The sequence below is a fragment of the Candidatus Tokpelaia sp. genome (genome assembly GCF_008636115.1).
Lineage (GTDB): Bacteria > Pseudomonadota > Alphaproteobacteria > Rhizobiales > Rhizobiaceae > QLZD01.
On record NZ_QLZD01000031.1, the window covers coordinates 1 to 25,833 of the forward strand.

At 52.1% G+C, this 25,833-nt stretch carries 35 protein-coding genes; 13 read left to right on the plus strand and 22 right to left on the minus strand.

Annotation, left to right across the window (positions count from 1 at the left end; genetic code table 11):
- Positions 1–250: 250 nt before the first annotated feature.
- The 16 genes from DPQ22_RS04950 to DPQ22_RS05020 form a co-directional block, all read right to left on the minus strand.
- Entirely contained in the window at positions 251–655 is a 405-nt protein-coding gene (locus DPQ22_RS04950) for a helix-turn-helix domain-containing protein (protein ID WP_150213745.1), read from the minus strand.
- Positions 642–1,286, minus strand: coding sequence for a regulatory protein GemA (locus DPQ22_RS04955; RefSeq protein WP_150213747.1), 645 nt, complete (start codon positions 1,284–1,286; stop codon positions 642–644). The genes DPQ22_RS04950 and DPQ22_RS04955 overlap by 14 nt, the downstream gene beginning before the upstream one ends.
- A gap of 4 nt (positions 1,287–1,290) precedes the next feature.
- A complete protein-coding gene (locus DPQ22_RS08880) occupies positions 1,291–1,437 on the minus strand; it encodes a hypothetical protein (protein ID WP_190323153.1) in 147 nt (48 codons plus the stop codon).
- Positions 1,437–1,628 carry a hypothetical protein gene (locus DPQ22_RS04960; RefSeq protein ID WP_150213749.1) on the minus strand — a complete coding sequence of 64 codons (192 nt, stop codon included), beginning with the start codon at positions 1,626–1,628 and terminating at the stop codon, positions 1,437–1,439. Before DPQ22_RS04960 ends, DPQ22_RS08880 begins: the two co-directional genes overlap by 1 nt.
- A gap of 15 nt (positions 1,629–1,643) precedes the next feature.
- The gene (locus DPQ22_RS04965) at positions 1,644–2,057 is read right to left on the minus strand and encodes a hypothetical protein (RefSeq protein ID WP_150213751.1); all 414 of its coding nucleotides are present in this window, start codon (positions 2,055–2,057) and stop codon (positions 1,644–1,646) included.
- Positions 1,984–2,613: a DUF1653 domain-containing protein gene (locus DPQ22_RS09040; RefSeq protein ID WP_210244019.1), complete on the minus strand. Its 630-nt coding sequence runs from the start codon at positions 2,611–2,613 to the stop codon at positions 1,984–1,986. Before DPQ22_RS09040 ends, DPQ22_RS04965 begins: the two co-directional genes overlap by 74 nt.
- Complete coding sequence (locus DPQ22_RS04975; protein WP_210244020.1) at positions 2,598–3,449, minus strand: DNA methyltransferase; 852 nt, start codon at positions 3,447–3,449, stop codon at positions 2,598–2,600. Before DPQ22_RS04975 ends, DPQ22_RS09040 begins: the two co-directional genes overlap by 16 nt.
- Before the next feature lies 1 nt (position 3,450).
- Positions 3,451–3,657: a hypothetical protein gene (locus DPQ22_RS04980; RefSeq protein ID WP_150213756.1), complete on the minus strand. Its 207-nt coding sequence runs from the start codon at positions 3,655–3,657 to the stop codon at positions 3,451–3,453.
- Positions 3,644–4,135, minus strand: a complete 492-nt coding sequence (locus DPQ22_RS04985; protein WP_246681497.1) for a class I SAM-dependent methyltransferase — start codon at positions 4,133–4,135, stop codon at positions 3,644–3,646. The genes DPQ22_RS04980 and DPQ22_RS04985 overlap by 14 nt, the downstream gene beginning before the upstream one ends.
- Positions 4,136–4,231: 96 nt before the next feature.
- Positions 4,232–4,750 carry a host-nuclease inhibitor Gam family protein gene (locus DPQ22_RS04990; protein WP_150213758.1) on the minus strand — a complete coding sequence of 173 codons (519 nt, stop codon included), beginning with the start codon at positions 4,748–4,750 and terminating at the stop codon, positions 4,232–4,234.
- 4 nt (positions 4,751–4,754) lie between these two features.
- Complete coding sequence (locus DPQ22_RS04995) at positions 4,755–4,979, minus strand: hypothetical protein (RefSeq protein ID WP_150213761.1); 225 nt, start codon at positions 4,977–4,979, stop codon at positions 4,755–4,757.
- A complete protein-coding gene (locus tag DPQ22_RS05000; RefSeq protein WP_150213763.1) occupies positions 4,966–5,271 on the minus strand; it encodes a hypothetical protein in 306 nt (101 codons plus the stop codon). Before DPQ22_RS05000 ends, DPQ22_RS04995 begins: the two co-directional genes overlap by 14 nt.
- The gene (locus DPQ22_RS05005) at positions 5,268–5,633 is read right to left on the minus strand and encodes a hypothetical protein (RefSeq protein WP_150213765.1); all 366 of its coding nucleotides are present in this window, start codon (positions 5,631–5,633) and stop codon (positions 5,268–5,270) included. Before DPQ22_RS05005 ends, DPQ22_RS05000 begins: the two co-directional genes overlap by 4 nt.
- 12 nt (positions 5,634–5,645) lie before the next feature.
- Entirely contained in the window at positions 5,646–6,668 is a 1,023-nt protein-coding gene (locus tag DPQ22_RS05010; RefSeq protein ID WP_150213767.1) for an AAA family ATPase, read from the minus strand.
- 122 nt (positions 6,669–6,790) lie between these two features.
- Positions 6,791–8,779 (minus strand): transposase domain-containing protein, encoded by a 1,989-nt coding sequence (locus DPQ22_RS05015; protein WP_150213769.1) that lies wholly within the window; start codon positions 8,777–8,779, stop codon positions 6,791–6,793.
- A 2-nt stretch (positions 8,780–8,781) separates the two neighbouring features.
- Positions 8,782–9,084, minus strand: a complete 303-nt coding sequence (locus DPQ22_RS05020; protein ID WP_150213771.1) for a helix-turn-helix domain-containing protein — start codon at positions 9,082–9,084, stop codon at positions 8,782–8,784.
- Positions 9,085–9,228: 144 nt separating this feature from the next.
- Between DPQ22_RS05020 and DPQ22_RS05025 the strand changes: the two genes are divergently transcribed.
- The 12 genes from DPQ22_RS05025 to DPQ22_RS05075 all read left to right on the plus strand — a co-directional run bounded on the left by DPQ22_RS05025 (position 9,229) and on the right by DPQ22_RS05075 (position 18,636).
- Complete coding sequence (locus DPQ22_RS05025) at positions 9,229–9,654, plus strand: helix-turn-helix domain-containing protein (protein ID WP_150213773.1); 426 nt, start codon at positions 9,229–9,231, stop codon at positions 9,652–9,654.
- Between the two features lie 55 nt (positions 9,655–9,709).
- Positions 9,710–9,913, plus strand: a complete 204-nt coding sequence (locus tag DPQ22_RS05030) for a hypothetical protein (RefSeq protein WP_150213775.1) — start codon at positions 9,710–9,712, stop codon at positions 9,911–9,913.
- Positions 9,914–10,813: 900 nt separating this feature from the next.
- Entirely contained in the window at positions 10,814–10,984 is a 171-nt protein-coding gene (locus DPQ22_RS08885; protein WP_190323155.1) for a hypothetical protein, read from the plus strand.
- Between the two features lie 322 nt (positions 10,985–11,306).
- The gene (locus tag DPQ22_RS05035) at positions 11,307–11,855 is read left to right on the plus strand and encodes an iron transporter (protein ID WP_425305152.1); all 549 of its coding nucleotides are present in this window, start codon (positions 11,307–11,309) and stop codon (positions 11,853–11,855) included.
- Positions 11,856–11,909: 54 nt separating this feature from the next.
- Positions 11,910–12,281 (plus strand): cupredoxin domain-containing protein, encoded by a 372-nt coding sequence (locus tag DPQ22_RS05040; protein ID WP_246681498.1) that lies wholly within the window; start codon positions 11,910–11,912, stop codon positions 12,279–12,281.
- Positions 12,282–12,291: 10 nt separating this feature from the next.
- Positions 12,292–13,212, plus strand: coding sequence for an FTR1 family iron permease (locus DPQ22_RS05045; protein ID WP_150213779.1), 921 nt, complete (start codon positions 12,292–12,294; stop codon positions 13,210–13,212).
- A 135-nt stretch (positions 13,213–13,347) separates the two neighbouring features.
- Entirely contained in the window at positions 13,348–14,745 is a 1,398-nt protein-coding gene (locus tag DPQ22_RS05050; RefSeq protein WP_150213781.1) for a 4Fe-4S binding protein, read from the plus strand.
- A gap of 111 nt (positions 14,746–14,856) precedes the next feature.
- The gene (locus tag DPQ22_RS05055) at positions 14,857–15,105 is read left to right on the plus strand and encodes a BrnT family toxin (RefSeq protein WP_150213783.1); all 249 of its coding nucleotides are present in this window, start codon (positions 14,857–14,859) and stop codon (positions 15,103–15,105) included.
- Complete coding sequence (locus DPQ22_RS05060) at positions 15,102–15,419, plus strand: BrnA antitoxin family protein (protein WP_150213785.1); 318 nt, start codon at positions 15,102–15,104, stop codon at positions 15,417–15,419. Before DPQ22_RS05055 ends, DPQ22_RS05060 begins: the two co-directional genes overlap by 4 nt.
- A gap of 281 nt (positions 15,420–15,700) precedes the next feature.
- A complete protein-coding gene (locus DPQ22_RS05065; RefSeq protein ID WP_150213787.1) occupies positions 15,701–16,903 on the plus strand; it encodes a pyridoxal phosphate-dependent aminotransferase in 1,203 nt (400 codons plus the stop codon).
- 166 nt (positions 16,904–17,069) lie between these two features.
- Positions 17,070–17,543 (plus strand): transcription elongation factor GreA, encoded by a 474-nt coding sequence (greA, locus tag DPQ22_RS05070; protein ID WP_150213789.1) that lies wholly within the window; start codon positions 17,070–17,072, stop codon positions 17,541–17,543.
- 19 nt (positions 17,544–17,562) lie between these two features.
- Entirely contained in the window at positions 17,563–18,636 is a 1,074-nt protein-coding gene (locus DPQ22_RS05075; protein WP_150213791.1) for a glycosyltransferase family 4 protein, read from the plus strand.
- 984 nt (positions 18,637–19,620) lie between these two features.
- On the opposite strand, the gene DPQ22_RS05080 is transcribed toward DPQ22_RS05075, so the two are convergent.
- The 6 genes from DPQ22_RS05080 to DPQ22_RS05100 form a co-directional block, all read right to left on the minus strand.
- Positions 19,621–20,193, minus strand: a complete 573-nt coding sequence (locus DPQ22_RS05080) for a spore coat protein U domain-containing protein (RefSeq protein WP_150213793.1) — start codon at positions 20,191–20,193, stop codon at positions 19,621–19,623.
- 366 nt (positions 20,194–20,559) lie between these two features.
- The gene (locus DPQ22_RS08890; protein WP_190323156.1) at positions 20,560–20,724 is read right to left on the minus strand and encodes a hypothetical protein; all 165 of its coding nucleotides are present in this window, start codon (positions 20,722–20,724) and stop codon (positions 20,560–20,562) included.
- A 350-nt stretch (positions 20,725–21,074) separates the two neighbouring features.
- Positions 21,075–21,656: a spore coat protein U domain-containing protein gene (locus DPQ22_RS05085; RefSeq protein ID WP_190323157.1), complete on the minus strand. Its 582-nt coding sequence runs from the start codon at positions 21,654–21,656 to the stop codon at positions 21,075–21,077.
- Positions 21,657–22,041: 385 nt separating this feature from the next.
- Positions 22,042–22,380 carry a nucleotidyltransferase family protein gene (locus tag DPQ22_RS05090; protein WP_150213797.1) on the minus strand — a complete coding sequence of 113 codons (339 nt, stop codon included), beginning with the start codon at positions 22,378–22,380 and terminating at the stop codon, positions 22,042–22,044.
- Entirely contained in the window at positions 22,361–22,804 is a 444-nt protein-coding gene (locus DPQ22_RS05095; RefSeq protein WP_150213799.1) for an HI0074 family nucleotidyltransferase substrate-binding subunit, read from the minus strand. The genes DPQ22_RS05090 and DPQ22_RS05095 overlap by 20 nt, the downstream gene beginning before the upstream one ends.
- Positions 22,805–23,076: 272 nt before the next feature.
- A complete protein-coding gene (locus DPQ22_RS05100; RefSeq protein WP_150213801.1) occupies positions 23,077–24,159 on the minus strand; it encodes an NAD(P)/FAD-dependent oxidoreductase in 1,083 nt (360 codons plus the stop codon).
- A 257-nt stretch (positions 24,160–24,416) separates the two neighbouring features.
- On the opposite strand from DPQ22_RS05100, the gene DPQ22_RS05105 reads away from it, so the two are divergent.
- Positions 24,417–25,817 carry a TrkH family potassium uptake protein gene (locus DPQ22_RS05105; protein ID WP_150213803.1) on the plus strand — a complete coding sequence of 467 codons (1,401 nt, stop codon included), beginning with the start codon at positions 24,417–24,419 and terminating at the stop codon, positions 25,815–25,817.
- The last annotated feature ends 16 nt before the right edge of the window (positions 25,818–25,833 follow it).

The window sequence follows — 25,833 nt, forward strand, 5'->3', positions numbered from 1 at the left end:
GGCGTATCAATCGCCGCTATAGCCAAAATCTTGGGGGTGGCAGCAAACTCGGCCAAAATTTGCCGTTGCCGCAGCGCTTTCGCGCCGCTCACGCGCGGGGCAATTTTCTGCAGGAATTCGGTATTTACTTTTTCGGCTGGCTGGGTAATCATAGAGCACAATCCTTCTGTGCCTCTATTTTGCCCTCACACACCGTTTTTAATCAGCCTGACACTGTCAACCAAAAACAAATAACCCCGCCGGAGCGGGGCTATTTTGCAACGAGAAAATCCTCCACATCCAATTGCCTGTCGTCTTTTATATTTTTGCGCGCCCGATAGGCAGTGCGCATATGGACACCGGCGCGCTTTGCCGCGGCCGGCGGGGACAGGCCCTGTTTTAGATATTCTGCCAGTTTCTTTTGCTTAGTGGCGCGTTCACCCATCGGAATAAGGTAAGTCGCACCGCGCCCGTCAAAAGTAAAATGGTCAATGAGCTTGCGCGCCGCCGCTTCGCCGCATAATTCCACCATCCATTGTGCACGGGCAATGTGGCCGGGTATATAAATATTGCGCCCACCGAAAGAGCGCATAATCGCCTCTGTCGCTTCTATCCCGGCAATATTGGCTATTTCTTGTAATATTTCCGGCATATGCGCATATTTATGTTGTGCCATTTTTAACCCCCCGAACAGCTTGGCCGAGGTTGTTCATGAGCCGATGCCATTGCTCACGCATGGGCGCGCGGCCGGCAAAGCGGATTTGGTCGGCAAAATTGTCGCTGATAAGCAATATAAGATTGCCGGTTTTTACGCTTTTTACCCCCGCCGCCCGCAATATATTCCATTGCCGGAAGAGGATACGCAAGGCGAAATCCTCGGCCGTTTTGGCACCATCACCCCAGCTAATGCCGGCTTCGCGGGCTATCCAGCCCTTGAGTGCCTCAATGGCGCGGCGGGCATCATCGGCATAACGCAAGAAACGGGTATGTGAGAGGCCTGTCTGTCGTGAGACAAACGCAATTAGCGCCTTGTCATCTTTGTTTTTTATAACGCCAAGGTTCCAACCGGCTATCCAAAGTGCTTGCAGCTTCTTTGCATATTGCCCTTCAAGCGGCCTTCTCGTGCCCTTCAAAGGCTTCGCAAAAGCGCCGTTGCGCTTCATTTCTTCCAGCACCCGCACCATTTGTGCGGCGGTTAATGCCTTTGCACTCTCATGCCCAGTCAGCCGGTGCAGCATGGCTCGGTAGGTGTCATCATCAAGACCGAGTGCTTTTTTGCCAATATGGATCTTTGCAAGAGCTTGCATCGTCTTATTCCTCTTTTGCGTAATAGATGAGCCACACACCAATCAACGCTATGATCGAGTAAAAAAGGCTTGCCCCAAAACCGCTGGTAAGAGGCGTGTTGCCGTAATCTATGACGGCATAAAAAATCAAAAATCCGCCGAAAAAGGCCATTATCTGTCTCCCCAGCCACAGAAAATATTGCAAATCTGGACAAAGCTGCCCAAAAGAAAAAACAGCGATAGAAAGCCGAAAAATGAGCGCAAGCCATCTGATCCGGTGCCGGCGACAAAAAAGGCAGAGAGCCAGAATGAAGCGAACGCTACCGCTGCTATCACGATTTTAAAAACTGTTTTTTGCGTCATTTTATTTCTCCCTTATCAGCCTCTTTTTTCTACATGCCTGAACAAGCGGCGCATGGCGCGTTGCAATTCCTCATCGTCTATGCCATCGAGCAAAACCTCCAACTTTTCTTTCGTCAGTGGTGGTGATGGCGGTTTTGCCGGCTTTAGCTCAATCCGCCGAGCGGGCGGCATAGCTGCCCTTGATAATTCCCATGCGCAACGCTCTGCTTCTTTTGTAAATTCTGGGCAGGTTGGCAAATAACGCAGACTTTGCCCCTTTACTTTGCCGCTTTTAAAATTGCCGCACGCCAAAAGAACTGCTTCCACTGGCAATTTCCCGACTGCTTCTGTGTATGAAGCGATGCGATCTTCCAAGTCACCGCTCACTGCCCCGAATGCGTTCATGAGCGAGCTGATCATCTGGATAATCGTCTCTATCTTGTTGTCCATTTTGCCGGATTCTCTCTATCAATCTTGCACCGGCAGCGTTCGGCGTTTGCCGTTGCGGCAAAGCGGCGCGGCTATTGCCGACATGCCGGTTTTGCAGCCACTGTGCCTCAATGCCTTGCCAACCATTAACAATCATCTGATCAGCGACATCATCGGCCGTCATGCCGCAAACAGCAGCGGCCTCGGCAATTTTGCCGGCCAGCAGCTCGGCCGCACGTAATGTTAACGGCTTGCGCAAGCGCTGCCGGTGCTCGATTAAATCAGCGGCTTTTTGCGGCGACAGCACTTGCTCCAGTGCCGCCCGCGGCGTCTTTTTAGGCACTGCAACCATATTGCCGGTGGCGGGCAAATGGTCTGGAATAAAATCAAAACGGCCGTCTAAAAATTCTGCGAGTGGACGCACCCAAACGCGCTTTTCGGCATCTACATAAACGACTACCTCTGCCTCATCGAGGGCATTATCCGCTGTCTGCATAGTGGCCAGGCAGACTATCCGATACTCACTATCCCGTTTTTTATGCCGCCACCGGCCGGCGGCTGTCAAATTTTCGCGCATTTCTTCACCTCAAATCTCTGGAAACCCGGGCTAAAACCGGCAACGGGCGGCTTCCACCCCTTCACCGGTTTGCCGTTCCGATATTTGCCGGTTATGATTTTTTCTCCCGCCCGTTTAATGCGTTCGACAGCAATATCGGCAACAGTTTCATATCCGGCTTTCCGCCCCTCGCTGTTTTCCGGCAGAGGATCGGGCGATTGGCATAAAATCCACGCCCGATCTCCTCCGTCTTCGGCATTAAGCTCCATGACAGCCTGCGCAGTTGTGCCACTACCAGCAAAAAAGTCCAAAATAATAGGCTTGCCAGACAAGAGAGGTGCCAAAAGGGGATCGTCAGCCAAGACAGCATTGCGCAAACGGCGAAACATGCGCGGCCCGCTTGTGGCGGCTATCAAGCGGTGTAGCAGGAGTTTGCGCTTAATCCGCCGCTCCTGTTTTTGCTCTTTGGTGAGATCAAAAAACGGCATGTCGAACTTTTTGAACAAATCGCTAAGATCGGTTTCAAATTGCCGCAAAAGCTCCGGCGATTGCCAGATCATTTCGCAAGAGGTGAATAACTCTTGTTCATTGATAATACGCGCCTTTTGCGCGCATCTTTCGGCCTCGGCCATATCGCCAGTGTCCAAAGCAGCCAGAGCTTTATGTTGCCAGCCCTTTTTGCTGTTCGCGCAAATACGCAATTCATTGACCACCGCCCAGACAGAGCAGCCGGCTTCGCACAAAGGTGTTATCCATTCCGGCTTTCGGCCGCGCGGCGGGATAATGCCGGCGCAAAATATGCCTTTTTCAAAAAGCGCAACCGCTTTAGCCTGTGTGGGTGCTTTTTTCCGGCCCATATCAGCCCTCATCTCCACCCAAGAAGGCTTTGCGATGTTTTTTTACGAAATCCGGTACTGATGAACAAAACACCTTTTTTCCATCGTGATAAACGATTACCTGACCGCCACTTTCAATGGCTTCGCCTTCCATTTCCGCTATGTGCAACACGCCGCGCATGTCGTCATTTTCATTTACCCAATAACTGCTTTCTTTAACTTCTGACATCGCCGTGCCCCTTTACAAATAAACACCAATGAAACGGATACTTAATCTTGCCGCGGTGGCCGATAACCGGTCTTTCCGGCGTTAGCGCCAGCACTTCGGCCAGCTTTATGTCTTTTTCCGACCATTTGAATACCAGGCAGCCGCTGGGCCGCAAAACACGGAAGCATTCGGAAAATCCAGCGCGCAAATCCTCTTGCCAACTGTCTTTCTCCAGCCGCCCATATTTTTTTGCCAGCCAGCTATTGGCACCGGCCCGCAGCAAATGCGGCGGATCAAAAACAATCGCCGAAAAGCTGTTATCGGCAAAAGGCAACCGGCGGAAATCTATTTGCAGATCTGGCTCAATGCGCAGCTCACGGCCGTCACACAGCGTTTGTTTTTCCCGTCTAATATCGCCAAACAGGACGCGCGGATCGCTTTTGTTGAAGTAAAAGCCACGAAAGCCGCATGCCGGATCAAGAACCTGCTTTTCCATCATCAACCTTCCATCACCAGTTTTGCCAGCTCGGTTAAATTCACCCGAACACTCTGTAAGACCGCATTTCCGTTCTCCTTTTGCTATAGCTTTCTTAAACTAAACGGCGGCTGTTTCTAACTCTGTCGGCTCAATGACAAAATCCTCACCAGCGCTTTTGATGGTTACGCCGGCAATCTGGGCGGCTTTTTCCTGCTCTGCCAGCATGGCGTCTTTGTTGATTTCCTCTTTCACCCGGATAAATTGCGACAGACCAAGCGCCTTACATGAGGCAAGCACGGCCTCAACCTTGCGCAGTGACACGCCGGGCGGGCGCTGCCGCCAGTTGACTTTTCCTGTCGTGAAATTGTGATATTTGACCTTGCCATTATTGGTCAGCTCGGCGCGATGTGCTTCACACCAGGCCTGCACGCCGGCTTCCAATGCGTTAAGTTCTGTCAAAACAGGGGTGATATTTTCTTCCAACCCTTTACCGATTTCGCGGATTGCCTCATTGGCGCGGCCTTTATGCCCCTCAATCAAGAGCTGGAGTGATCCGATTTTGGCAATGGTTTCTACTACTTCATCACGAGATTGCGGCACATTTACCATTGCCATTGCTTTGCTTTTTTTAGCCATTTCATTACGCTTTCCTTGCTGTCCAACCAGATTTTGTGCTGGCCGGGCTATTATAAACAGTTGCCGTCTCGGCATCGTCATCGCAGATAATGCAGGCTTTTTCTCCAAACCTTCCCAGAAATGACATCATCGCCTCTTTGGCATTAGCGGCCTCTCTGCTCGTGCAGGTTCGGCTTGTTTTGCGGCCAAGGTGATTTATCTGCCAGTCGACAATATTATACAGAGGCATTTTGCACCTCTTGCGGTTGCGCGCGGCCAGACTTCGGCAGGCGGCGATCAAAACAATAATTGGCGGGCAGATACACGTTGATGCGCGGGATCGGGCTAGTGGTCAGCACATTCTGATTGGAAGGCAGGCCGCGGGCTTTCATGGCGGCGAAAAAGGCCTCGGAACAATCACGGCCGGCAATAGTGCCTGCCCATTCCTGACCTGTAAGACAGTTAAAAAACCGCCACTCCAGCCTGTCCCCAGCTATTCCTTCAACCAAAACATATTCATCGACACTCGATACTATTTTCATTTGCTATCACCCTTATTCTGCCAAGCATGAGGCGGGAATGGACGGGGCACAATCGGCAACTGCACCACATTATCTGCTTTGCTTACCTGATCGGCCGTATGCAGCAGATCACGGGTAAAAGCGGTATTGGCAGCGGCGGATATTTCACTTTTCAGCTCCATAAGCCCTTGCTGTAGCTGCAGAAGATCCTTGTCCATGACGCGCGCCCTTTTGGACATTGCGTCTAACACTCCGGCGAGATACAGCATTTCGCTATCTGACATTAGGCCATTATTTTTGCTTTGATAGAAAAGGGCGTTTGAGACCCAGACAAGCACTTGCCAAAGCGGTATTTCGTCTTGCAATTTCATCGTTTTTTCCATTTTCAAACACCTTTAAAAAGCCAGCCCGTCAATATCGCGATTGTCCCATGCCGCTTTAATGTGGGCTAAATCCAAAACCGCCCCGGCACCGGCCGCAGCCATTCCGGCAAGCATCAATGTTTTATCAATTTGTCGGATTGCCCCTGCTTTCAGCCCCACGCCTTCCAAAAATTTGATAGCTGGGGCATCATGCACGCCCCAAGCCGCAATGCGGGCGCGCAAATCAGCCAAATGCGGCTGTTTTCGGTTAAGCCGCTTTGCCACCCGGCTTTTTATCTGGGCGCCACTTTTGCCAACGCCGCGCTTAAAGCGGTAATAGACTTCTTCGTTCCCCAGCAGAGCGAGGCCGCAATTATAATTATCGCAGAAATGGCGCAGTTGATTGACTGCTTCATCGATCAGGTTTTGCGCCTCATCGACAACAATCAGGCCATTGCCTATCCGCTCCAGTAAGGCACCGACTGCACGCGGCAGCCGGGCGGGGTTGCTTTCTTGCAGCCCTAATTCCTGGGCCAGATCAAGCAGAGTGCCATAAACGCCCCGAGTTTGAGGGCTGGCAGTAATCAAGTAAACATTGCCGCGCGTTGCCCGGTAATGACGGGCAGCCTCTGTCTTGCCGTTTCCGGCAGCGATGGTGACGATCACCATATCGCCCATTGCTTGGGCCAGAGTGAGCGTGCCGATAATCTCTTCCGTCATTTTCAGCCGCTGGAATGGCGGTTTTTGCGGGATTGTAGTAGCCAGTTCGGCCATTTCCTCTACACCGGCCAGCCAGTTACTGACTTTGGCATTCATGGCATCAAGGCGACCACTGTAATTGCCATTATACCACTGACTAAATGTGCTCCCCGGCATGTCCAACCGGCGCGCTGTTTCGGCCCGCGACCAGCCTTTTGCCTGTGCCACTTCTGCCACTTTGTCTGTTAAATGCCCCCACTCAACCACATCGGCAGTTGTGCGGCCGTCCACTTCCATTGCCGGGCGCGTATTCGGCCTTGGCCATGTATCGGGGCTTGTGTTTTTGTCCGTTTTCATGTTAATATCCTCTCTTCTCGTGGTGCCCTGCCGGTATTTTCTTCTCCCGGCGGGGCATTTTCTTTGCCCCCATTATCAAGCAGCAGACGCTTTACCTTTTCTGCCGCCGGATAATGGGGCGGCTAACCGACTTTCAAAGCTTGCGTTGCCCGGATAAAGGCGTCTTCAAAGTCTGCATTGCTCATTTCCGCGCTGCCGGCAGGTGCCGCCGGCGCTGGTGCAGGCTTTGCCGCGGCCTGCCTTGCCGGTGTGGCAAGGCGGGTGATTTTGCCGCGCACCGGCCTTTTTTCCTCTTTCGCTTGTGCCTGTTCAGCCCGGGCATAAATTTCAGCCAGCTTATCAGGTGCAAGCGTGGCAACAGCCTGCTTTTGCGCGGTCTGCGCCTTGAGATATGCCTTTCTTGCACTGTTATGACGGCGGGCGGCGTCCATATCGTAAAAACCCGCATCTTCTATGCAATCAGCCACGCATATCAGGCGGTTTTCAAGATCATACACGCGCACCGGAGAGTGCAAGGTATCTGGATCAAAGCGCAACGTTACCTTCTGCCCTGCATACTGATTCAGTGCCGCTGCCCAATAGCGATTGCCGTTAAAATGGATTTCGCCACTGCCCTTGCGCGCCCGCACATTCTCGGCCGCAAGCAGCCATAATGCCCGTTGCGACTCTGTCGCATGGCGGATAATTGTGTTGTCAGCGGCCAGACTGGCTTCAAAGGTTTGGTCAAATGACCGGCCGGCACAATTCGCGGCTTTGCGCCCCTCTTGCGCATTGCAAGCGGCTATTTGTGCATCTACATGGGCGGCTAATTCGACCATTGGAATAGCCCGAGTGCCGTAATCTTCTGGCTTTGCATTTGGGTTCGCCCCCGTATACGCACCGGCACAAAGCGGGTGTTTGCTTATTGCCTCGGCCAAATCTCGCCAAGTGCGTTCGATTGGTTTGCTCTGTCCAGAGTAAGGCGTTGTCCACTGTGTCTGTATGCCAAAAGTGGTGAGTAAGCCTTGCGGCTCTTCTTCTTTAATTTTGAACCGGAACCGGCTTTTTGCCCCGCCGCTTATCCATTTGCTGGCAAATGCCCGGCCATTATCCAGCGTAATGCGTTCCGGAATGCCATAGTGCTCAATCATATCCCCAATAACCAGCCGCACTGTCTCCCATGTTTCCGCCTCGGCGAGGCGCCATGAAAGGATTTTGCCGCTGAAAAGGTCTTGTGTAGCAATCAGAAACAGCCGCACCGGTTCCTCTTTCCACGGCACTTTCACAAACACATCGAGCTTATGGCCGTCCATGTTGACCGCTTCCATTGCATGAAGTGCGCTTCTATCGCGCCGCTGTGGCGGATAAAGCGTTTTGGCCATGTCCCGACCTGCTCTAGCTAAAGTCAGAACTGACTTGCCGACCTCATTATCCATACGCCGGCGCAATGACCGCTCCGATGGCAACTCACCCCAGCCATGCTCTTTTGCTGCAGCTTTTACCCGCCGATAGCAGGCGCTGAAAGCCGGCTTTGAGGGCCGTAAATAATCAGACATTAACGCTTCCCATGCCGGTGCTGGGCAGGCAGCCGCAGCGGCATTATCATCGTCCGCATTGCTGCTATAATTGGCCGCCAATGCCGGCAACCAATCCGGCCGTTCATAGCCTTGCACCAGACCGCGCCAGTTGTAGATACTGGAAAGGCTGCACCCTGATTGTTCCGCTGCATGACGCATTGCTTCACCTACAATTACCCCACCCGCTTGTAGTGTTTCTGCCAAGAGCAGCGCTTTCAAACGCGCTTCACAGGCCTTTTGCTGCTTCTCTGAAAGCCCTTCAAACCGCTGCCAAAGTGCCTTTGTGTTCACCTTCGCCGGGTTTTCTGCCTCTCGGCCAGCATTTACCCCAGCCGCCTCTTTAATGGTCATCGCCCGCAATTGTGCTTGCGCCTGTGCCGGCAGAAGGCTGATGTGATATTCCCAAACCGGCTTAGTCGCACCCTTTACCAAACGAGCCTTATTGTCCTGTCTCTGCCAATTTTCGCGCATCGCCAGACGGTGCAAAGACTGTCTTTGCACTGGCAGGCCTTTAAGCCCAAATTCCGCGAGTTTTGGCAAAGAAAACCAATCCATCGTCACACAGCCATTTTTTGCTTTTCATTAACCATCGCGGCATTGTTTTTTTCTTGGTCGAAGTTTTTTGTTGCCAAAAAACGCCTATAGGCATTAGATACTTGCCGAGGTTTCTTGTGATAACGGTCGGGCCATAATTCCAGCGCGGTTTTGCCTATAAATGCAGCAATTGCTGCCTCGGCGCGCTTGTTATGCTTATTTTTGACTTGTGAAACGGTAGATGCCGTGACACCTAAGTCTTTAGCTATTTCAATGATTGTGCCACCACGGCGATTGATTTCTGCCTTAATTGCCGGCCAGTCCATATCACCCTCAACAAGCGGAAGGGAACTTCCGCTTTTTATTTGCGTTAATAGGTAAATTTTGTAAGCAATTAAATTGGCTTACAAACATAAATATAACCAAAATTCCTACAATGTAAATAGGAATTTTAGTTTTTATGGAAAATTATGGCGAGAGCGGAAAAAAAGCCAGAAACAGAACTGGCAGAACGACTGCGATCAGTTAGGCGTCACTACGGAGACCCCAAAAGGGAGTATTTTGCCAAAAAGATTGGTATATCTGCCAATTCGTTAGCTGCATATGAACGCGGAGAAAATGAGCCTGCGGCCTCAACGCTTAGCGCGTATATTGAGCTATGCGGTATTAATCCTTCATGGCTTCTCACGGGCAATGGCTCTATGTTTCAAGAAAAAAAGCCCGATCTTGATTTAGAGAGGCTTGCTAAGGTTTTGGAATTAATAGAGAATGAGTTAGATGCCGCAGGAAAATATCTTATTCCAAAGGATAAGGCAGAGCTTATAAAGCGTATTTATGACTCACATCATAGAGATGAGGATAAAGAGAAAATTATCCATCTCATTCATGCAGCATGAGAAATATAAGCCGATTCTATATTATTCTTAATGCCTCCACAGAGGAGGCATAAAAATGAATGGGAAAGATAAAGAGCAGGTGGCAGCTTTTATAGCGGGCAAAGGAAGGATAAAATCGGAAAATAAAGGAAGTGGTATTCATGCCAATCGAATTGACAGTATTTATCAGATAAACATTCCGCATGGCTGCAAAGCGGTTTACATATATCCGCAAAACGGCAGCGGTTCCGCGATCAAACTCAAAACAAATGACAATTAAGACCGCACCCGCCTTTAAAATTGCTAAGATTTTAAAGGCGGGATAGGTGACAATCTTTTTTTATAAAAATCTGGAAAATATCATTTAAAAAACAGATACATAGGCAAAAAATAGAGATTGTCGCCATTGGTGACAATCTCTACTTGCTTTTTGCGTTAGTATTTGGTGCCAAGGCAGCTTTTAGCTTTTCAAACAGAAAGTCGTTTCAAAGGCGGATTTCTGGGCTTTTAAAGCCTTTTCAAAAGCGGTGAGGGTGATTCCAAAGCCTTTTTGAAGGTTCACGCAGCATACGGCCGATTTTCACCAAATTACCCTCATCTAGCAAAATCGCGTGTCAAAATCTGCTCGCCACCCTTCATCAATTTCCCTATTGACAACCCCCTTCAATCCCCCAATATTACTGGCATATCCCACTTAAAACCACCTAATCACACCTAATCCCACTATTTCCAATACCTTGTGTCAAATAACATTTATAACAAAAAATATCTGCAAAATTCGCAAGTTAGGCTATCAAAATTGCGTTTATCGCCATAGATTTCAGCTTCCCGGCCAGATACATTGCCACTAGCAAGAGGAATAGGAACATGTCTCATAGAATCTCCTATTCCTGTGCTTTAGGGGGGTGGCTCTTATCTCTCCTTAACTGAGAGGCAACTCTTTTAATTCAGGTAAGGAGAGTAAAAATGGATAATCCGCCTGATATTATTATATTTACGGATATAGAGCTGAAAAACCAGGCCGCGCCGGCGCGGTTTTTTTGCGACAGCGGCAGAGATAAGCTTTTCCTTCTGCATCAGAGACAACCTCTTTATCCCTCATATTGAAGCAATCCGCTATGCCGACAGGCAGGGTAAAACCGTTATCCTGCCGAGCAATAAGCCTTGCGCCGGAAACGCTTTGCGTTTCCAGTTTCTGGCGGGAGAGCTGGAGCGCCGCCACAGCTTTATGGCGGCGGCCCTGGCTGCGGCGCAGGTGCAGGCCGCCCACCGCCGCGCCCGCTTTGCCGCTATTTCAGGTGAAGCCTGCTCTTATCCCGGCGCGTCTGCCGGCTTACGCCTGCCGCTATAGCCCCCTTTACCCCGCGCTGCCGCAGCAAAGCGGCAGCTCCAGTGCCCGCAGCGCCGCTAATCGACACGGCTGGCCTTGGAGCAGCAAAATGCCGCCATAAACGCCGCGCTATAGCCGTAGTCGCGGCTTCGGCCTTTTCCCGCCGCCCGCTCCTTTCTCTGTAGCCCTGCTGCCGGGGCGGCCGTGCCACTGGGCCGCCGCGTCCCTGCGCCGGCAGAGATAAAACGGTTGAGCTGCCCTGTTTTTTTATTTTCATGGTTTGACTCTGTCTTTAAACATGATATTAAAACTCATATTTGTTTTCTCTCGATGTTACCGAGGTGTGTCAATGCTGTTAAAATATTCTGCTTATGCTATTGCCCTTGGCGCGGCCGCCTTTGCCGGCAGCCGCAGTTTTGCCGCCGAAATGCCGGTGGGCAAGCCGCAATATTGCGGCGGCATGGAAATTGCCGCTGTTTATCTGCAGCCGATTGAAATGGATCCGGCCGGCATGATGCGCCCGGTAAAAGATTCGGATATTCATCTGGAAGCCGATATTCACGCGACAGAAGATAATAAAAACGGTTTTCAGGAAGGCTCATGGCTGCCTTATTTGCAGGTTCATTATGAGCTGAGCAAAGCCGGCAGCGCTGATAAAATTGAGGGTATGTTTCACCCAATGGTTGCTAATGACGGCCCGCATTATGGCGAAAATATCAAAATGGCCGGCGCCGGCAAATATCATTTGAAATATACTGTTTCACCGCCGGCAGTAGAATCCATGTTTGGCCGCCATATTGATAAAGAAACCGGCGTTGCCCCATGGTTTAAGCAATGCGTGGCGGAATATGATTTTGTCTATGCCGGCACCGGCAAAAAAGGCGGTTATTGATAAAAGCCGGGCGGCACCCGGCCTGTGGATAGCGGCGTAATATTTTGAAGAGGCATGGCCATGCGCATTGGCACAATTTTCCCCGGCAGTGGTCGTTTTTGCCTCGCTTTTGTGCTGCTTTTATTATACGGCGGTCACGCTTTGGCCGCCTTGCCGGTTTACACTATTACAATTACAGACGGTGTTTACAGCCCTGCCAGTATTAAAGTGCCGCCCGGGCAGCGCTTTAAAATTATTATTAAAAATACCGGCAAAGGCCCGGCGGAATTTGAGAATCTGGCGCTGCGGGTAGAAAAAGTGCTGGCGCCGGAGGTAGAATCTTTTGTGGTTATCCACCCGCTAAAACCAGGAAATTATCACTTTATTGATGAATTTCACCTGGATATGTCTGGCTTTGCTATTGTGGTAACCGAGCCGAAAAACTGAGGTAGAGCAAATGCAAGCAACCCTTTCAACCCTGTTTATTGTCTGGCGTGAAAGCATTGAAGCCCTGCTGGTTATCGGCATTCTTTATGCCTGGCTCAAGCAACACAGGCTGCACAGGCAGATTCACCGTTTATGGCTTGGCTCGGCGCTCGGCCTGGCTCTGGCCGGCGGGCTGGCGCTTGTCTTCTTTTTCGCCGGGCATTGGTTTTCCGGCCCCGGAGGTGAGTGGTTTTTTGCCGGCATGATGCTATTGGCTGCTGTGCTGATTATGCAAATGATTGTCTGGATACATGGTCACGGCCGCTCGCTGAAAAGCAATCTGGAACAGGAAGCGGCGCTGACAGTTGCACGCTCCGGCGGGCTGGGGCTAATGCTGGTTGCCATGATAGCCGTGGCGCGGGAGGGCTCTGAGACGGTTATTTTCCTTGCCGGGGTCGGCTCGCAATATCAGGGCACTTCCCTAAGTCTGTTTATCGCCGGCGGGATTGCCGGTTTTATTCTCGCTCTGCTCTCTTTCTTTATTCTCAACGGGCTGGCCAATGCCGTATCGTGGAAATGGTATTTCCGCTTGAGTGAAATTGTGCTGCTGCTGATTGGCGGCGCCATGATGGTCAGCGCTTGTGACAAAATTGCCGATCAGCTTGCGGCTTTTGATCTGCCGGCCTGGCTTTTTGCCTTTATGGGCGACCCGTTATGGAGCACTCAAGGCCTGTTGCCTGACAGCGCCCAGTTTACCTCTATGCTGGCTTCGCTCACCGGCTATCGCGCCCAGCCTTCGCTGATGGAAGTGCTGGCCCTTATTATCTACTGGGCTGCGGCTTTAGGCTTAAGCCGGCGCGCCGGCAAAAATGCCAGACTGCAACAGGCTCTTATGCGCCAGAGCGATAGCGAGGCAAAGCCCGGCCCGGTTGAGGCGCAAGCGCGCCTGTAATCAAAGCAGCCGGGCGGCGGGTGCTTATTGCCGCCATCGGCGCCGGATTTTCAGGGAATAATAGGAGTAACTGCGTAAAGAGAGCAACCGCATCAGCGGGGCGGCAATGCCCTGCACAACAGGCCGGGGTAAGCTATGTCTTCTTTTTTTGCCGCTTCTGCTTATAAAGCTAAAAACAGGCTGCGCCGGTTTGGCCTGGCCATGCAACAGCATCGCAGCCTGATTCAGGCTTTGCAATGGGGCACGGTCGCAGTTTATTTTACCCTGCTGATTATCCCCGCCTGCCTGGATTTGCCGCCGCAAGGGGCAACTATTCTACATAATATGGTGATGTTTGCCCAATTTGTCTTTTGGGGCATATGGTGGCCTTTTGTTATTTTATCCATGCTGGCAGTGGGCAGGCTTGCCTGGTGCGGCGTTTTTTGCCCGGAAGGCGCACTGGCAGAATGGTCAAGCCGCTTCGGTATGAACAAAACCATTCCCCGCTGGTTGAAATGGCGCGGCTGGCCAACAGCCGCCTTTATTATGACCACAGTTTACGGCCAGCTTATCAGTGTTTACGATTACGCTCAGGCGGCCTTGCTCATTTTGGGCGGCTCCACGCTTGGCGCTATGCTGGTCGGCCTGTTTTTCGGCCGCGGCACGCGTGTCTGGTGCCGTTATCTCTGCCCGGTTAACGGCGTGTTCAACCTGTTGTCACGCCTTGCTCCCATCAGCTTCAAGGCCGATCAACAGGCATGGAATGCCTATAGCGGCCCGCCGCCGGCTAATCCGCATTGCCCGCCAATGATCAATATTCGCCGTCTGCATGGCGTTTCCGCCTGCCATATGTGCGGCCGTTGCGCCGGGTTCCGCAATGCGGTTGCGCTACAGCCGCGCTCCCCCAATGAAGAAGTATTGCTCTATGGCGCGCAAAAAAACAGCCCGTGGGAGCTGCGGCTATTGCTTTACGGCATGATCGGCGTGGCTATTGGCGCCTTTACCTGGACAGCCAACCCGGCTTTTGTTCGCTTTTATCAGACCGTGGCCGGCTGGCTGGTCAATCATAATCTCTATTTTCCGCTTGAGGCAAATGCGCCCTGGTTTATCCTGACCAATTATCCTGATCATGGCGACAGTTTTTCCTGGGCCTATGGCGCCTGTATTATTGTTTATATTCTGGCCAGCGGGCTTATTTTTGGCGGGTTTTGCTCGGCCCTGCTCAGCCTTGCCGGCACTGTTAGCGGCCAAGGCCGGGTTTTGAAACTGCATCTGGCACAGGCGCTGCTGCCCATTGCCGCAGCCGGGCTGTTTTTGGGGCTGTCGGCCACGACGATCAAAATTCTCGGTTATAGCGGCGTGCATTTTTCGTGGATAGCGGCAGCGCGCCTGTTCCTTTTGAGCGGCGGCGCTTTATGGAGCTTTTATCTGGGCGGCCGCCTGCTGGGGCGCTATACGCTCGGCCGCACCCGCTTTCTCGGCTGTTTTGCTCTTTACAGCCTCTGCCTGCTGCCGATTATTACCGCCTGGTATTTCATGTTTTGGGGCTGGTAACCGGCCGACCAATCCAGGACGGTTACCGGCAAATCCGGCGCTGTGATAAAAAATATTTATTGACATATTCCTTATTTTTCGTATACATAAAATAGAGAGCGGGGGAATATTATGCGAATTGTCTGGGACGAGCCAAAGCGCCTTGCCAATAAGGCTAAACACGGGCTGGATTTTGCTGATATTTGGGATTTCGGCTGGGAAAATGCTCTTATCGCGCCGACCTATAATAACCGGTTCAAGGCGATAGGGAGCTTCCGCGGCAAAGGGGCGGTGGTTATTTATGCAAATATGGGTAAGGAAGCAGTTTCCATTATCGGCTTTCGCCCTGCCGGCAAGGCAGAAAGGAAAAAATACCTATGAAGCAAAATTCACCGAAATTATTTACCCCCGGGCACGGCTACACAAAAGAGGATTGGGACGCTGTCGATTCCCCCCCCATTACTGATAAAGAATTCGCTCTTATGCGCCCGGCCGGGGCAGTTTTGCCGCCTGATTTTTTTGAGGCACTCCAGCAAGGCAGAGAAGAAAAAATGCGCGGGCGGCCAAAAATAGAAAACCCCAAAGAAGTGCTGACCATACGCCTGGCGCCGGCGGCTATTGCTTATTTTAAATCACGCGGGCGCAACTGGCGGCAAAAACTGCGCAAGGATCTGGAAAAACTGGCAGGAATTTGAGCTGCTGCCTAAGGCCTGGCGGGTTTGATTTATGGGCAGGGCTGCTTTTGCCACTTGACGCCCGTAAATTTTTATTATTAGCTTCTGTCGGAGCGCAGATTTTTGTTGCCATGACAAAGCCGTAAAAAGCTTCTATCAGGGCGGGTGTTCGCTGAGTGTTGCGGGCATTTTACGCTGCTGCCACGCTGTTTTGGTGTTGGGCAGCAGTAAACAGCTTAAACAGAGCTGAGAAAATAGTGCTCCGGCTGCAACCGGCGGTTTTGTATTCTGGGAGACAGATTATGGCATTTCTGGCCGATGCTCTTGCGCGTATTCAGGTTTCTGCCACTATTGCCGTGGCGCAAAAGGCGCGTGAGCTACAGGCAGCCGGCCGCGATGTTATTTCCTTAAGCGCCGGGGAGCCGGATTTTGATACGCCGGACAATATCAAACAGGCGGCCGTCAATGCTTTGCGCCAGGGCAAAACCAAATATCCCCCTATTGCCGGCATATATACGCTGCGGCAGGCGGTTGCTGCCAAATTCAAGCGCGAAAACGGGCTTGATTACGCGGCGGAGCAAATTATTGTCGGCACCGGCGGCAAGCAGATTTTGTTTAACGCCCTTATGGCGACCTTGAATCCCGGTGATGAAGTTATTATTCCCACGCCTTATTGGGTCAGTTATCCGGAAATGGTGGCGCTGATGGGCGGCAAACCGGTTTTTGTCGCAACACGGTTTGAGGACAAATTCAAATTACGGCCGGAGGCTTTGGAGGCCGCCATTCAGCCAAAAACCAAATGGTTTATTTTCAATTCTCCGGCCAATCCTTCCGGCGCGGCCTATACAAAAGCGGAATTAAAAGCCCTGACCGATGTTTTGCGCCGGCACCGGAATGTTCATATATTGAGCGATGATATATATGAGCACCTCACTTATGGCGATTTTAAATTTTTTACCCCGGCGCAGTTAGAGCCGGAGCTTTATGAGCGCACATTGACCGTGAACGGTGTCTCCAAAGCCTATGCCATGACCGGCTGGCGTATCGGCTATGCCGGCGGGCCTTTGCCGCTGATAAAGGCCATGGATAAAATCCAGGGGCAGCAAACTTCCGGCGCCTGTTCCATTGCCCAATGGGCGGCGGTAGAGGCTCTGGGCGGCCCGCAGGATTTTATCGCCGGCAATAAGGCAATATTCCAACACCGGCGCAATATGATTACTGATTTGTTAAATCAGGCGGAAGGGCTTTCCTGCCCGGTGCCGGAAGGGGCATTTTATGTTTATCCCTCTTGCGCCGGGCTTATCGGCAAAAAAACCAAAGCGGGGAAAATAATAAAAACCGATACGGATTTTGTGCAGGCTCTGCTGGAAGAAGAGGCGGTAGCTGTGGTGCAAGGCTCTGCTTTTGGCCTGGGGCCTAATTTCCGCATTTCTTATGCTGCTTCTGAACAGGCGCTGGCTCAAGCCGGCAACAGAATAATCCGCTTTTGTGCCTCTTTGCGCTAAACAGCGCCCATAGCAGCAATCGGCCGGAGCAAACCGGCTGCGAGGGCATAATGTGCCGGCAGGATTTGGGGCGTGATGAGGCCGTGAGCAGGTGCCCATATAGGCAGCTTAGCTTTTATGAAGAAATAGATTCGTCTGAACAGACTAGTCTGAAAGGAAGGTGATTATGGAAAAAGTCCCAATGACCAGAAACGGTTTTGACAAATTGCGCGAGGAGCTGGAATGGCGGCAGAAAGCAGAGCGGCCGCGTATTATTGAAGCCATTGCCGAAGCGCGCGCCCATGGCGATCTTTCTGAAAATGCCGAATATCATGCCGCCAAGGAAAGCCAAAGCCTGAATGAAGGCCGTATCCACGAGCTGGAAGATTATCTGGCACGGGCCGAGGTGATTGATATTGGCAAATTGACTGGCGCCAAAATAAAATTCGGCGCGACAGTCACCCTGATTGATGAAGAAACAGAAGAAAAGCGCATATATCAGATTGTCGGCGATCAGGAGGCTGATGTCAAAGCCGGCAAAATTTCTATTTCTTCGCCTATTGCCCGCGCGCTTATCAATAAGGAACAGGGAGATTCTATTGAGGTGCAGGCTCCCGGCGGCGCGCGCGCTTATGAAATTTTGAAACTGGAATTTATCTAGAGTGAAAGAATAAGCAAGCATGGCGCGCCTGTCTATCCGCGAAGTGGATATTATTGCCCCGAATTTTAAAAAGCGGCTTTCCGGCGTGACCTCGACTATTGCGCAATTAGTGCCGCAGCAAAGAGCGCAGGGAGCGCGTATTGCCGCGCTCGGCCCCAAAGGCAGCCTGCCGGAAAATGTGCCTATGCTTGGCTGGGGCGCAGTTTTTGGCCTGTGGCAGGCACCGCAAGGCTGGCCTTACCGTCTTTGGCATGCCCGCCGCAATGTGGAAATGCTGGCCGGTATCATTATGCGTGATATTTTGCGCATGAAATTGCGCCTGATTTTTACTTCGGCAGCGCAGCGGCATCACAAAGCTTTTACCAAATATCTTATCGGCAAAATGGATAAAGTCATTGCCACCAGCGCCCGCTCCGGCTCTTATTTGCGGGTGCCGTATCAGGTTATACGCCACGGAGTGGATTTATCGGCCTTTACCCCGCCGGCCACAGCGGCAGACAAATTTGCCGCCGCCGGCCTGCCCGGGCATTATGTAATTGGCTGCTTTGGCCGTATCCGCTATCAGAAGGGCACGGATTTATTTGTTGAGGCCATGGTTTCGCTGCTGCCGCGCTACCCGCAATGGACAGCAGTGATAAGCGGGCGCATAACGCCGGAGCATAAAGCTTTTGCCGAAGCGCTCAAAGAGAAAATTGCTCAGGCCGGTTTAAGCGAGCGCATTATATTTCTGGGCGAAGTGCCGGATATACGCCCATGGTATCAAAGCTTGACCCTTTATGTTGCCCCTTCCCGCAATGAAGGTTTTGGCCTGACCCCGCTGGAAGCTTTTGCCTCACAAACGGCAGTAGTCGCCAGTAATGCCGGCGCTTATCCCGAGCTGGTGGCGCCGGGCACAGGGGCAATCGTCCCGGCAGGTGATGAAAAAGCACTGGAACAGGCGATAGAGCCTTATCTGGCCGCGCCGCAAATGGCGCTGGCCGCCGGGCAGGCAGGGCTGGCTCATGTGCGCGCGCATTTTCCGCTGAAGCACGAAGCAGAGGCTATTAACCGCGTCTATGAAGAGCTGTTACAGGAAGCGGCAGAGAAGAAATAATCACCAGCCAAGGGGCCTGCCCCATTTTTCTGATTAGCTATACTTCCTTCCAGCCAAGATGTCTCAGGCATTTTGTTGCGGTTTGATTGCATTTTGCACGGTTTACGCGCGCCTGTTCTTTGTTGCGCCCAAAGCCACAGGCTAGCCTGTCCAACCCGGGCGCTGTTTGCACAGCTTACGCGCGCCTGTTCTTTGCTGCGCCCAAAGCCACAGACTAGCCTGTCCAACCCGGGCGCTGTTTGCACGCTCCGCGCGCCTGTTCTTTGCTGCGCCCAAAGCCACAGACTAGCCTGTCCAACCCGGGCGCTGTTTGCACGCTCCGCGCGCCTGTTCTTTGCTGCACCCAAAGCCACAGACTAGCCTGTCCAACCCGGGCGCTGTTTGCACGCTCCGCGCGCCTGTTCTTTGTTGCACCCAAAGCCACAGGCTAGCCTGTCCAACCCGGGCGCTGTTTGCACGCCCCGCGCGCCTGTTCTTCGTTGCGCCCGCCGCCCGCCAACCCGCGCGCTGTTTGCACGCCCCGCGCGCCCCTTCGGTTTGCACGCTCCGCGCGCCCCTTCGGTTTCTGATTAGTTATGCTATCCAGGTTTTGCTTGAGCCCTGTCACGCGGTTGCGACTTGCCCTCAGTTGTCGCCCGCCGCCGCAACCGGCGCCGGCCGCCGGGCAGGCAAGGCGGGCACCACAGAGAGCAGCAAAGGCGGCATGAGAAAAATATCGCCGCCTGATTTTTGTCTCTCAAATTTTCTATAATTTATTGATTATCTTGACAGTTTTTCATATTTCCCCACTTATTCCCGCATGCCCCATTCTTCTAATATTTTTACCGGATAATAACTGCTATTCCGATTGTCTCTGCCTATTGCCGGAACCGCATATTGCTTACCTTTAAAGCTCAGGCCGCAACGCGCAGCTATAAGCCGGCGTAAAACACCGCCTGGCGCCGAAACTCTCCCCGGCAGCAACAAAGCAATAGAGCCGGAAGATTATTCGCTGCCGGTAATATCGCCATAATCGACCGTAACAGTTAAAGTATTGGAATATGTCCCTGGCGAAAACTCGTCAAGTTTTTGCTGGAGCAACTGAATGATGAAAGGCTTGTTTTGCGCCGCCCCGGTCGAATCAAGAGAAACCGTATAGGGCGTGGCACCGTCTGAATTATCGCCCCAGACATTACCGGCAGCACTGGTCTCCTTATAAACCTGAAACAGCAAACGGTGCTGCAAATCGCCGTCTTTATATAAAGCGCGATTCATCGGCGTGTCGGCCGAATTAACGCTGCCGCTATTCAGCTTGACAGTAATAGCTTTGCCGCTAAAGAGAGCTGCATTGCAGACTATGCTGAAAGAACCTTGCAGCTCCTGCACCTGACTCAAAAACGAGACGGGAGCGAAAGAAAAAATATTTTGGCTATTATCAAAACTCAGATCACAGCCTTGTTTAACGGTAAGCTGAATATCTAACTCTGCCGTAGTGGCACCATCTGCCGCGCCGGCCCCCGTGCTCAGGCCGATAAAAGCAAAAGCACACAAGCAAAGCGCCGTCACTCTGATTTTCATCAACAAAATCCCCGTCCTTACGCCCGAAACACCATATATTGCGAAACTTATTGAATCTTGTCACAATAATCAAGCGAAAACAGAATTATAAAAAAATATTATTTCAGCTATAAAAGCGCGGCGGCTCCGGCCTTGTCTTTTTGCGCCGCCTTGCCGCTGCATATTGGCGGTTTTCTGCCCTGCTCTCCGGCCGCGCGGCAAAAGAAATTTACCACTTTCAGGCGTTTTGATTCCGCAACCTTGCCGTTGCTGCCACAATGCCGGAGCAGCGGCCGGGATAAGAGATGAAAGAGCGTTCCGCCGGCCTCTGTCACCATAAGTTTTGCCCGGCAACAGCGTCAATCTTTGGTAAAGCATTCTGTCCTCTTAATCAACAGTCAGATAAAGCGTAAAACTCCCCCGTAATTGTAACAAAGCTGCAAAAAGGGAGATTTGGCAATGGACGAAAAACGCCCTGAAAATGATTTCCGTGTCGACAATGCGGCTCGATCCTGTGCGATTCCAGCAGGTTACGGCTGCCGTACATGCCATTGCGCCGAACCACCCGCTACTTGACACAAGCATTTTGGACGCCTATGCAGACCCGCCTAATGAAGCTGTGTCAAATGCTATAGCGCGTGCTGACGAAAAAACAGCAGAGGACTACTATGACGGAACCAGCGCGAAATATAGTGCCGCAATGCGGCGCATAAGCGAAATCGCAGCCAATTCCTGAAAAATTGCGCCGGAAGGAGCATAATAAACGCGGCAGATTTCCCTCAGCCGGCAGCAGCACTGCAATAAAAAACCGCCCCTCGATTAAAGGGGCGGCTCTCAACCTGCCATCAGCAAATTATACAACGGCACCTTCTCAAAGAGAGAGCGCAATCATATCACACCAATTAGTTGGCAACGCCATCGTCAGCAGTATAATTGACTGTGGCAATCATAGTGCTTTTGTATTCACCGGGCTCCAAAGTTGACATATCAGACCGTGCGAGCAAGCGCACACGGTAATAAAACTCATTGGACTCACCATTTGCTATCGGAGTGTTGTAACGCGGTGTGGCCGTAGAGCTGCCGTCACCCCAGACAGTCTCTCCCTGTGTCCCCTGAAACACCTGGAACTGAAGCGTGTTACTGGAAGAACCAAGGCTAAGCCGGCGATCGGCAACCGTGCTGCCTGTTCCGCTGCCCGCATTCAGCTCCACAGATGAGGCCGTATATGTATTGGTCTGCCCGGCAAGTTTGGAGCAACCGAGAGTAAAACTTCTCTCCGGCAGGGTTATATCCTGACTCAAAGCGGAAATAACGCCAAAGTTAACAACATCTTGACCTTTGAAATTGATGGTGCAACCTTCCTTCAAGGTCGCCAGGACAGTCAACTGACCTGTGCTTGTTTCATTTGTCGTTACAGCCGAAGCGGCAGAAACGCCGGCGGCAAAACTTGCTGTTGCAAAAAGTGTAATTAAGAGTCTTTTCAAATTAACCTCCATAAGATTTCGTTGAAAGGGCTCTCTACAGCATTATGCCGTAACCAGCCCCCTGCCTGCCCTTCCACTAGCCTAAACTGCTGCCGCCGTCAACTGCTATAAGTATTATTACGGGTAAAATTCATAATATTATTTATAGCGTGTAAAAATGCAACACTGAGGCCGGAGCTTTTGCCCCGGCGGCACCCGGATAAAGTGCCTTTTACGGGCCTTGCCCCTATTATTAAAAGCCGGGCAGGCCGCAGGCAGAGAAGAGCGCCATAACCCTCATCTGCCGGTTTTCCACCGCGGCAGGAATAACAGGCTTTTGCTCTCACCCCGGCGCTGCGCCGCCGCCTTTCCCGGCTAGCCGGGCGCAAGGCAGAGCAAGGCAATTCTAGCGCAGCAGGATATTGTGAGTTCTGATTATTTTGGCAAAAGCGGCAGAAACAGCGCACAAATCGACAATATCCACTTTATAAGGCAGGTCGGAATCTTCAAATTTTTCGCTTAAGGCTATCTCTTCCTGCAATGTGAGTTTCCGCCCCGCATCAATGGCCAAATCCAGATCCGCCGCCTTTTTCAAAGTGCCGCCGGCGCGGGATCCAAAAACATATACGGCCGCTTCTTCCGGCAAAACAGCGCGCAAAACAGCGCAAATAATCAGCCTGTGCTCCGGCCGGACAGCCAGGCGCCGGTCACGCGCAACCGCTGCTTCAGGACTCTTTTTCGGCATTTTGTCTCTTTTCCACTTCCGCATAAAACAATTCTGCCTGAGTCAGAAAAGCCGGAATGCCCTTATACACTTCGCGCGCTTTATTTTCATCATAAGCATGGCTGCTGAGATTGCGATTATGGCGAAACTGCTTCCACACAACAAGCTCGGCCGCCAGCAGCCCGGTCTCATAGCCGCGGCGCACCAGATCATTAAAGCTTAAACGGTCAACTTCCCCCGGATCAGCCTCATGCTGCTGCAAATAGCGCTGCAAAAATTTAATGCTTAAGCCATAACTATATTCAAAAGCCTGGATAGCGCCGCCCTGCAAAAATCGGGCAAAACGCGGATCACCTTTTGCCCTGTCGGAATTACAAAACTCCAAGGCCTCGCGCAAACGGGCAAGGGAATTTTTTAAAGGAGACAAATCAAGCTTTGCGCTCATTACCGCATCTCGCTTTTCCGCCGATTATCAGCCCTATATAAATAGCGCAAACAGCAAAAAGTTGCAATTTCATGCAATATAGCGGCAAAACAACAGGGGCAGCGCCGCTAGAACGGCTCAAGCCCATGGCCGCCTCCTTGTTTCTGTATGGCGGTCATGCTGTCGGCCGCAAGCCGCCTCATAATTCTCCGCGCTTTATTAAAAAGCGCTCAGCTTCCAGCGCCGCCATCGCAGCCAAAGGCTGCTTATCTATTTCTGTATGGCGGTCACGCTTATAGCCCGCGCTTTATTAAAAAGCGCTCAGCTTCCAGCGCCGCCATACAGCCGCTGCCGGCTGCCGTTACCGCCTGGCGGAAAACATCATCGGCAACATCGCCGGCAGCAAACACACCGGCCACTGAACTGGCGGTGGAACCCGGCTCTGTCCACAAATAGCCGCCGGGTTTTTGCCGCAACTGGCCGGCAAATAAAGCCGTTGCCGGCGCGTGGCCAATGGCAATAAACACTCCGTCCACCGCGATTTCGCTTGTCAGGCCGGTTTTGACATTTTTGACACGCAGGCCAGTCATCACAGCATTTACCGCCGCATTATCCGCACGCTCCTCACCCAAAATCTCTTCTATCTCTGTGTCCCACACAAAGCGAACATTGTCACAGGCAAATAAGCGCTTCTGCATAATTTTTTCCGCCCGCAGGGAATCGCGGCGGTGAATGAGAGTAACAGTTTTGGCAATATGGGCAAGATAAAGCGCATCTTCCACGGCGCTATTGCCGCCGCCTACCACTGCGACATCACGCCCGCGGAAAAAAAAGCCGTCACACGTGGCACAGGCAGAAACACCGCCGCCCATAAATTTCTGCTCACTGGGCAGGCCCAGCCAGCGCGCTTGCGCCCCCGTGGCGATAATCAGGCTGTCACCCGTATAAATATCGCCGGAATCGCCATAGAGCCGGAAGGGCGCCGCCGGCGCACCGCCTGACGGCGCTTCTTCTGCGGCGGCAGCTCCGGCCGGCCTGTCCAGGCTTGCCCCACCTGCTGCTGTTTGCGGGGCACCTTCAGTCAAACCCGTTCCGCCGGCCTGAGCCGCCAAATCGGCCTTGACAATCACATCATAGATAATTTTTGTCCCGGCTTTTGCCGCCTGCTCTGCCATTTGCTCCATAAGCCAGGGGCCGCCGACAGGCTCGGCAAAACCGGGATAATTTTCTATATCCGTAGTGATAGTGAGCTGCCCGCCCGGCGAAAGGCCGGTTATCAGAACGGGTTTGAGCATGGCGCGCGCCGCATAAATAGCGGCCGTCCAGCCGGCCGGGCCGGAGCCGATAATCAAAACAGAGCTATGATAATGTGTCATAATAAATCTTCCTGCTCGGCTGTTGCCCGCGTAAAAGCGGTTTGTTATAACAGCAGTCACCGCCTTATTTAACCAGTGATAATTTAAAAAACAAGACAGCCGCCCTATTTAAGGGCACGAGGTTTGCCAAAGGCCAGAAAGCCGCAAACTGCGTAATCAGATGCTCTGCATAAATATTGCACCCGGGGTGAATTTTACAGGAGATTTCAGCTATTTTTCGTTTTGTTGCCAATGTTTGCGCCAAATTCGGCCTTGTTATGGCGGTGGCCATGCTGCTGCCGGTTTTGTCTGATTTGCGCACCGGCAGCGGTGACTGGCTGGTTTTTGTCCATTCGGCACTGACTGTTTTTATTCTGGCCAGCCTTGTTCTTGTTGCCACAAGGGGCGCCAGCGCGCCTTATACGGCCCGGGTGGGCTTTTTACTGACAGTCAGCCTGTGGATAACCGCCTGCCTGCTCGGCTCGCTGCCGCTGTATTTTTCGCGCTTGCCGATAAGCTTTGCCCAGGCTGCCTTTGAATCTGTCTCAGGGGTTACCACATCAGGCGCTACCATGTTAACCGGGCTGGACAAATTGCCGCGCGGCATATTGCTGTGGCGCTCACTCCTGGCCTGGATTGGCGGGGTTGGGTTTATTGCCGTGGCGCTGCTGCTGCTGCCATCGCTGCGCGTGGGCGGGGTCAAATTGTTTTATGCCGAATCCTCTACTATACCGGAAAAGGTTTTGCCGCGTATTCACCAGATCGGCAATGCTATTTTGCTGTCTTATCTGGCGCTCACTCTGGTTTGCATTTTATGCTATTTTGCCGCCGGCATGTCGCTTTTTGACGCACTCAACCATGCCATGACCACAGTTTCCACAGCAGGCTTCTCCACGCATGACAATTCGCTCGGCTTTTATGCCCGGCGCCCGCTTATTTTGCTGACTGCCATTGTGTTTATGCTGCTGTCTTCCCTGCCCTTTATTTTTTATATCAAGGCGGCTTTGCCGCGCCAGCGCCGCCGGCTGCTCGACCCGCAGGTCAAAGTGTTTCTAATCCTGATTGCCGCTGTCGGGCTGACCCTGACATTCTGGTTGCATTTTGCCAGAGGCCTGCCCTTGCCCAAAGCGCTGCTTAACGCTTTTTTCCACTTTGTTTCTGTTTTGACAACTACCGGCTATACAACAGAGGATTATTCGCTATGGGGGCCTTTTGCTTTCGGCATATTTTTTCTCGCCTGTTTTATCGGCGGCTGTTCCGGTTCTACTTCCGGCGGGGTAAAGGTAAGCCGCCTCATTATTTTATGGCATTTGACCATTGGCAAATTAACGGCGCTCATCTCGCCGCACCGCATTATTAAAGTGCATTATGGCGAAACTGAAATCGGCGTGGAACCAGCGCAAAATATTTTGCTGTTTGTCTGTCTTTATATTACCTCCATTATTGGCGGCAGCGCCCTGTTGCTGGCTATGGGGCTGGATTTTGTCTCGGCCTTTAGCGGCGCTGTCAGCGCTTTATCCAATATTGGCCAGGGTTCCGGCAGCCTTATCGGCCCCGGCGGCAATTATGCCGGCCTGCACGATAATGCGCTGTGGATTCTCAGTTTTTTAATGCTGTCCGGAAGGCTGGAAATTATCACCGTATTTGTGCTGTTTTTGCCGGCTTTCTGGCAGCGATAGGGCGGCGGCGCCGGCA

Bases quoted from the DNA above. Each gene is read 5' to 3' on its own strand.
- DPQ22_RS04950 (WP_150213745.1), bottom strand. From the start codon at position 655: ATGGCACAACATAAATATGCGCATATGCCGGAAATATTACAAGAAATA.
- DPQ22_RS04955 (WP_150213747.1), bottom strand. From the start codon at position 1,286: ATGCAAGCTCTTGCAAAGATCCATATTGGCAAAAAAGCACTCGGTCTT.
- DPQ22_RS08880 (WP_190323153.1), bottom strand. From the start codon at position 1,437: ATGGCCTTTTTCGGCGGATTTTTGATTTTTTATGCCGTCATAGATTAC.
- DPQ22_RS04960 (WP_150213749.1), bottom strand. From the start codon at position 1,628: ATGACGCAAAAAACAGTTTTTAAAATCGTGATAGCAGCGGTAGCGTTC.
- DPQ22_RS04965 (WP_150213751.1), bottom strand. From the start codon at position 2,057: ATGGACAACAAGATAGAGACGATTATCCAGATGATCAGCTCGCTCATG.
- DPQ22_RS09040 (WP_210244019.1), bottom strand. From the start codon at position 2,613: ATGCGCGAAAATTTGACAGCCGCCGGCCGGTGGCGGCATAAAAAACGG.
- DPQ22_RS04975 (WP_210244020.1), bottom strand. From the start codon at position 3,449: ATGGGCCGGAAAAAAGCACCCACACAGGCTAAAGCGGTTGCGCTTTTT.
- DPQ22_RS04980 (WP_150213756.1), bottom strand. From the start codon at position 3,657: ATGTCAGAAGTTAAAGAAAGCAGTTATTGGGTAAATGAAAATGACGAC.
- DPQ22_RS04985 (WP_246681497.1), bottom strand. From the start codon at position 4,135: ATGATGGAAAAGCAGGTTCTTGATCCGGCATGCGGCTTTCGTGGCTTT.
- DPQ22_RS04990 (WP_150213758.1), bottom strand. From the start codon at position 4,750: ATGGCTAAAAAAAGCAAAGCAATGGCAATGGTAAATGTGCCGCAATCT.
- DPQ22_RS04995 (WP_150213761.1), bottom strand. From the start codon at position 4,979: ATGCCTCTGTATAATATTGTCGACTGGCAGATAAATCACCTTGGCCGC.
- DPQ22_RS05000 (WP_150213763.1), bottom strand. From the start codon at position 5,271: ATGAAAATAGTATCGAGTGTCGATGAATATGTTTTGGTTGAAGGAATA.
- DPQ22_RS05005 (WP_150213765.1), bottom strand. From the start codon at position 5,633: ATGGAAAAAACGATGAAATTGCAAGACGAAATACCGCTTTGGCAAGTG.
- DPQ22_RS05010 (WP_150213767.1), bottom strand. From the start codon at position 6,668: ATGAAAACGGACAAAAACACAAGCCCCGATACATGGCCAAGGCCGAAT.
- DPQ22_RS05015 (WP_150213769.1), bottom strand. From the start codon at position 8,779: ATGGATTGGTTTTCTTTGCCAAAACTCGCGGAATTTGGGCTTAAAGGC.
- DPQ22_RS05020 (WP_150213771.1), bottom strand. From the start codon at position 9,084: ATGGACTGGCCGGCAATTAAGGCAGAAATCAATCGCCGTGGTGGCACA.
- DPQ22_RS05025 (WP_150213773.1), top strand. From the start codon at position 9,229: ATGGCGAGAGCGGAAAAAAAGCCAGAAACAGAACTGGCAGAACGACTG.
- DPQ22_RS05030 (WP_150213775.1), top strand. From the start codon at position 9,710: ATGAATGGGAAAGATAAAGAGCAGGTGGCAGCTTTTATAGCGGGCAAA.
- DPQ22_RS05040 (WP_246681498.1), top strand. From the start codon at position 11,910: ATGGCCATGCGCATTGGCACAATTTTCCCCGGCAGTGGTCGTTTTTGC.
- DPQ22_RS05045 (WP_150213779.1), top strand. From the start codon at position 12,292: ATGCAAGCAACCCTTTCAACCCTGTTTATTGTCTGGCGTGAAAGCATT.
- DPQ22_RS05050 (WP_150213781.1), top strand. From the start codon at position 13,348: ATGTCTTCTTTTTTTGCCGCTTCTGCTTATAAAGCTAAAAACAGGCTG.
- DPQ22_RS05055 (WP_150213783.1), top strand. From the start codon at position 14,857: ATGCGAATTGTCTGGGACGAGCCAAAGCGCCTTGCCAATAAGGCTAAA.
- DPQ22_RS05060 (WP_150213785.1), top strand. From the start codon at position 15,102: ATGAAGCAAAATTCACCGAAATTATTTACCCCCGGGCACGGCTACACA.
- DPQ22_RS05065 (WP_150213787.1), top strand. From the start codon at position 15,701: ATGGCATTTCTGGCCGATGCTCTTGCGCGTATTCAGGTTTCTGCCACT.
- greA (WP_150213789.1), top strand. From the start codon at position 17,070: ATGGAAAAAGTCCCAATGACCAGAAACGGTTTTGACAAATTGCGCGAG.
- DPQ22_RS05075 (WP_150213791.1), top strand. From the start codon at position 17,563: ATGGCGCGCCTGTCTATCCGCGAAGTGGATATTATTGCCCCGAATTTT.
- DPQ22_RS05080 (WP_150213793.1), bottom strand. From the start codon at position 20,193: ATGAAAATCAGAGTGACGGCGCTTTGCTTGTGTGCTTTTGCTTTTATC.
- DPQ22_RS08890 (WP_190323156.1), bottom strand. From the start codon at position 20,724: ATGGCATGTACGGCAGCCGTAACCTGCTGGAATCGCACAGGATCGAGC.
- DPQ22_RS05090 (WP_150213797.1), bottom strand. From the start codon at position 22,380: ATGCCGAAAAAGAGTCCTGAAGCAGCGGTTGCGCGTGACCGGCGCCTG.
- DPQ22_RS05095 (WP_150213799.1), bottom strand. From the start codon at position 22,804: ATGAGCGCAAAGCTTGATTTGTCTCCTTTAAAAAATTCCCTTGCCCGT.
- DPQ22_RS05100 (WP_150213801.1), bottom strand. From the start codon at position 24,159: ATGACACATTATCATAGCTCTGTTTTGATTATCGGCTCCGGCCCGGCC.
- DPQ22_RS05105 (WP_150213803.1), top strand. From the start codon at position 24,417: ATGGCGGTGGCCATGCTGCTGCCGGTTTTGTCTGATTTGCGCACCGGC.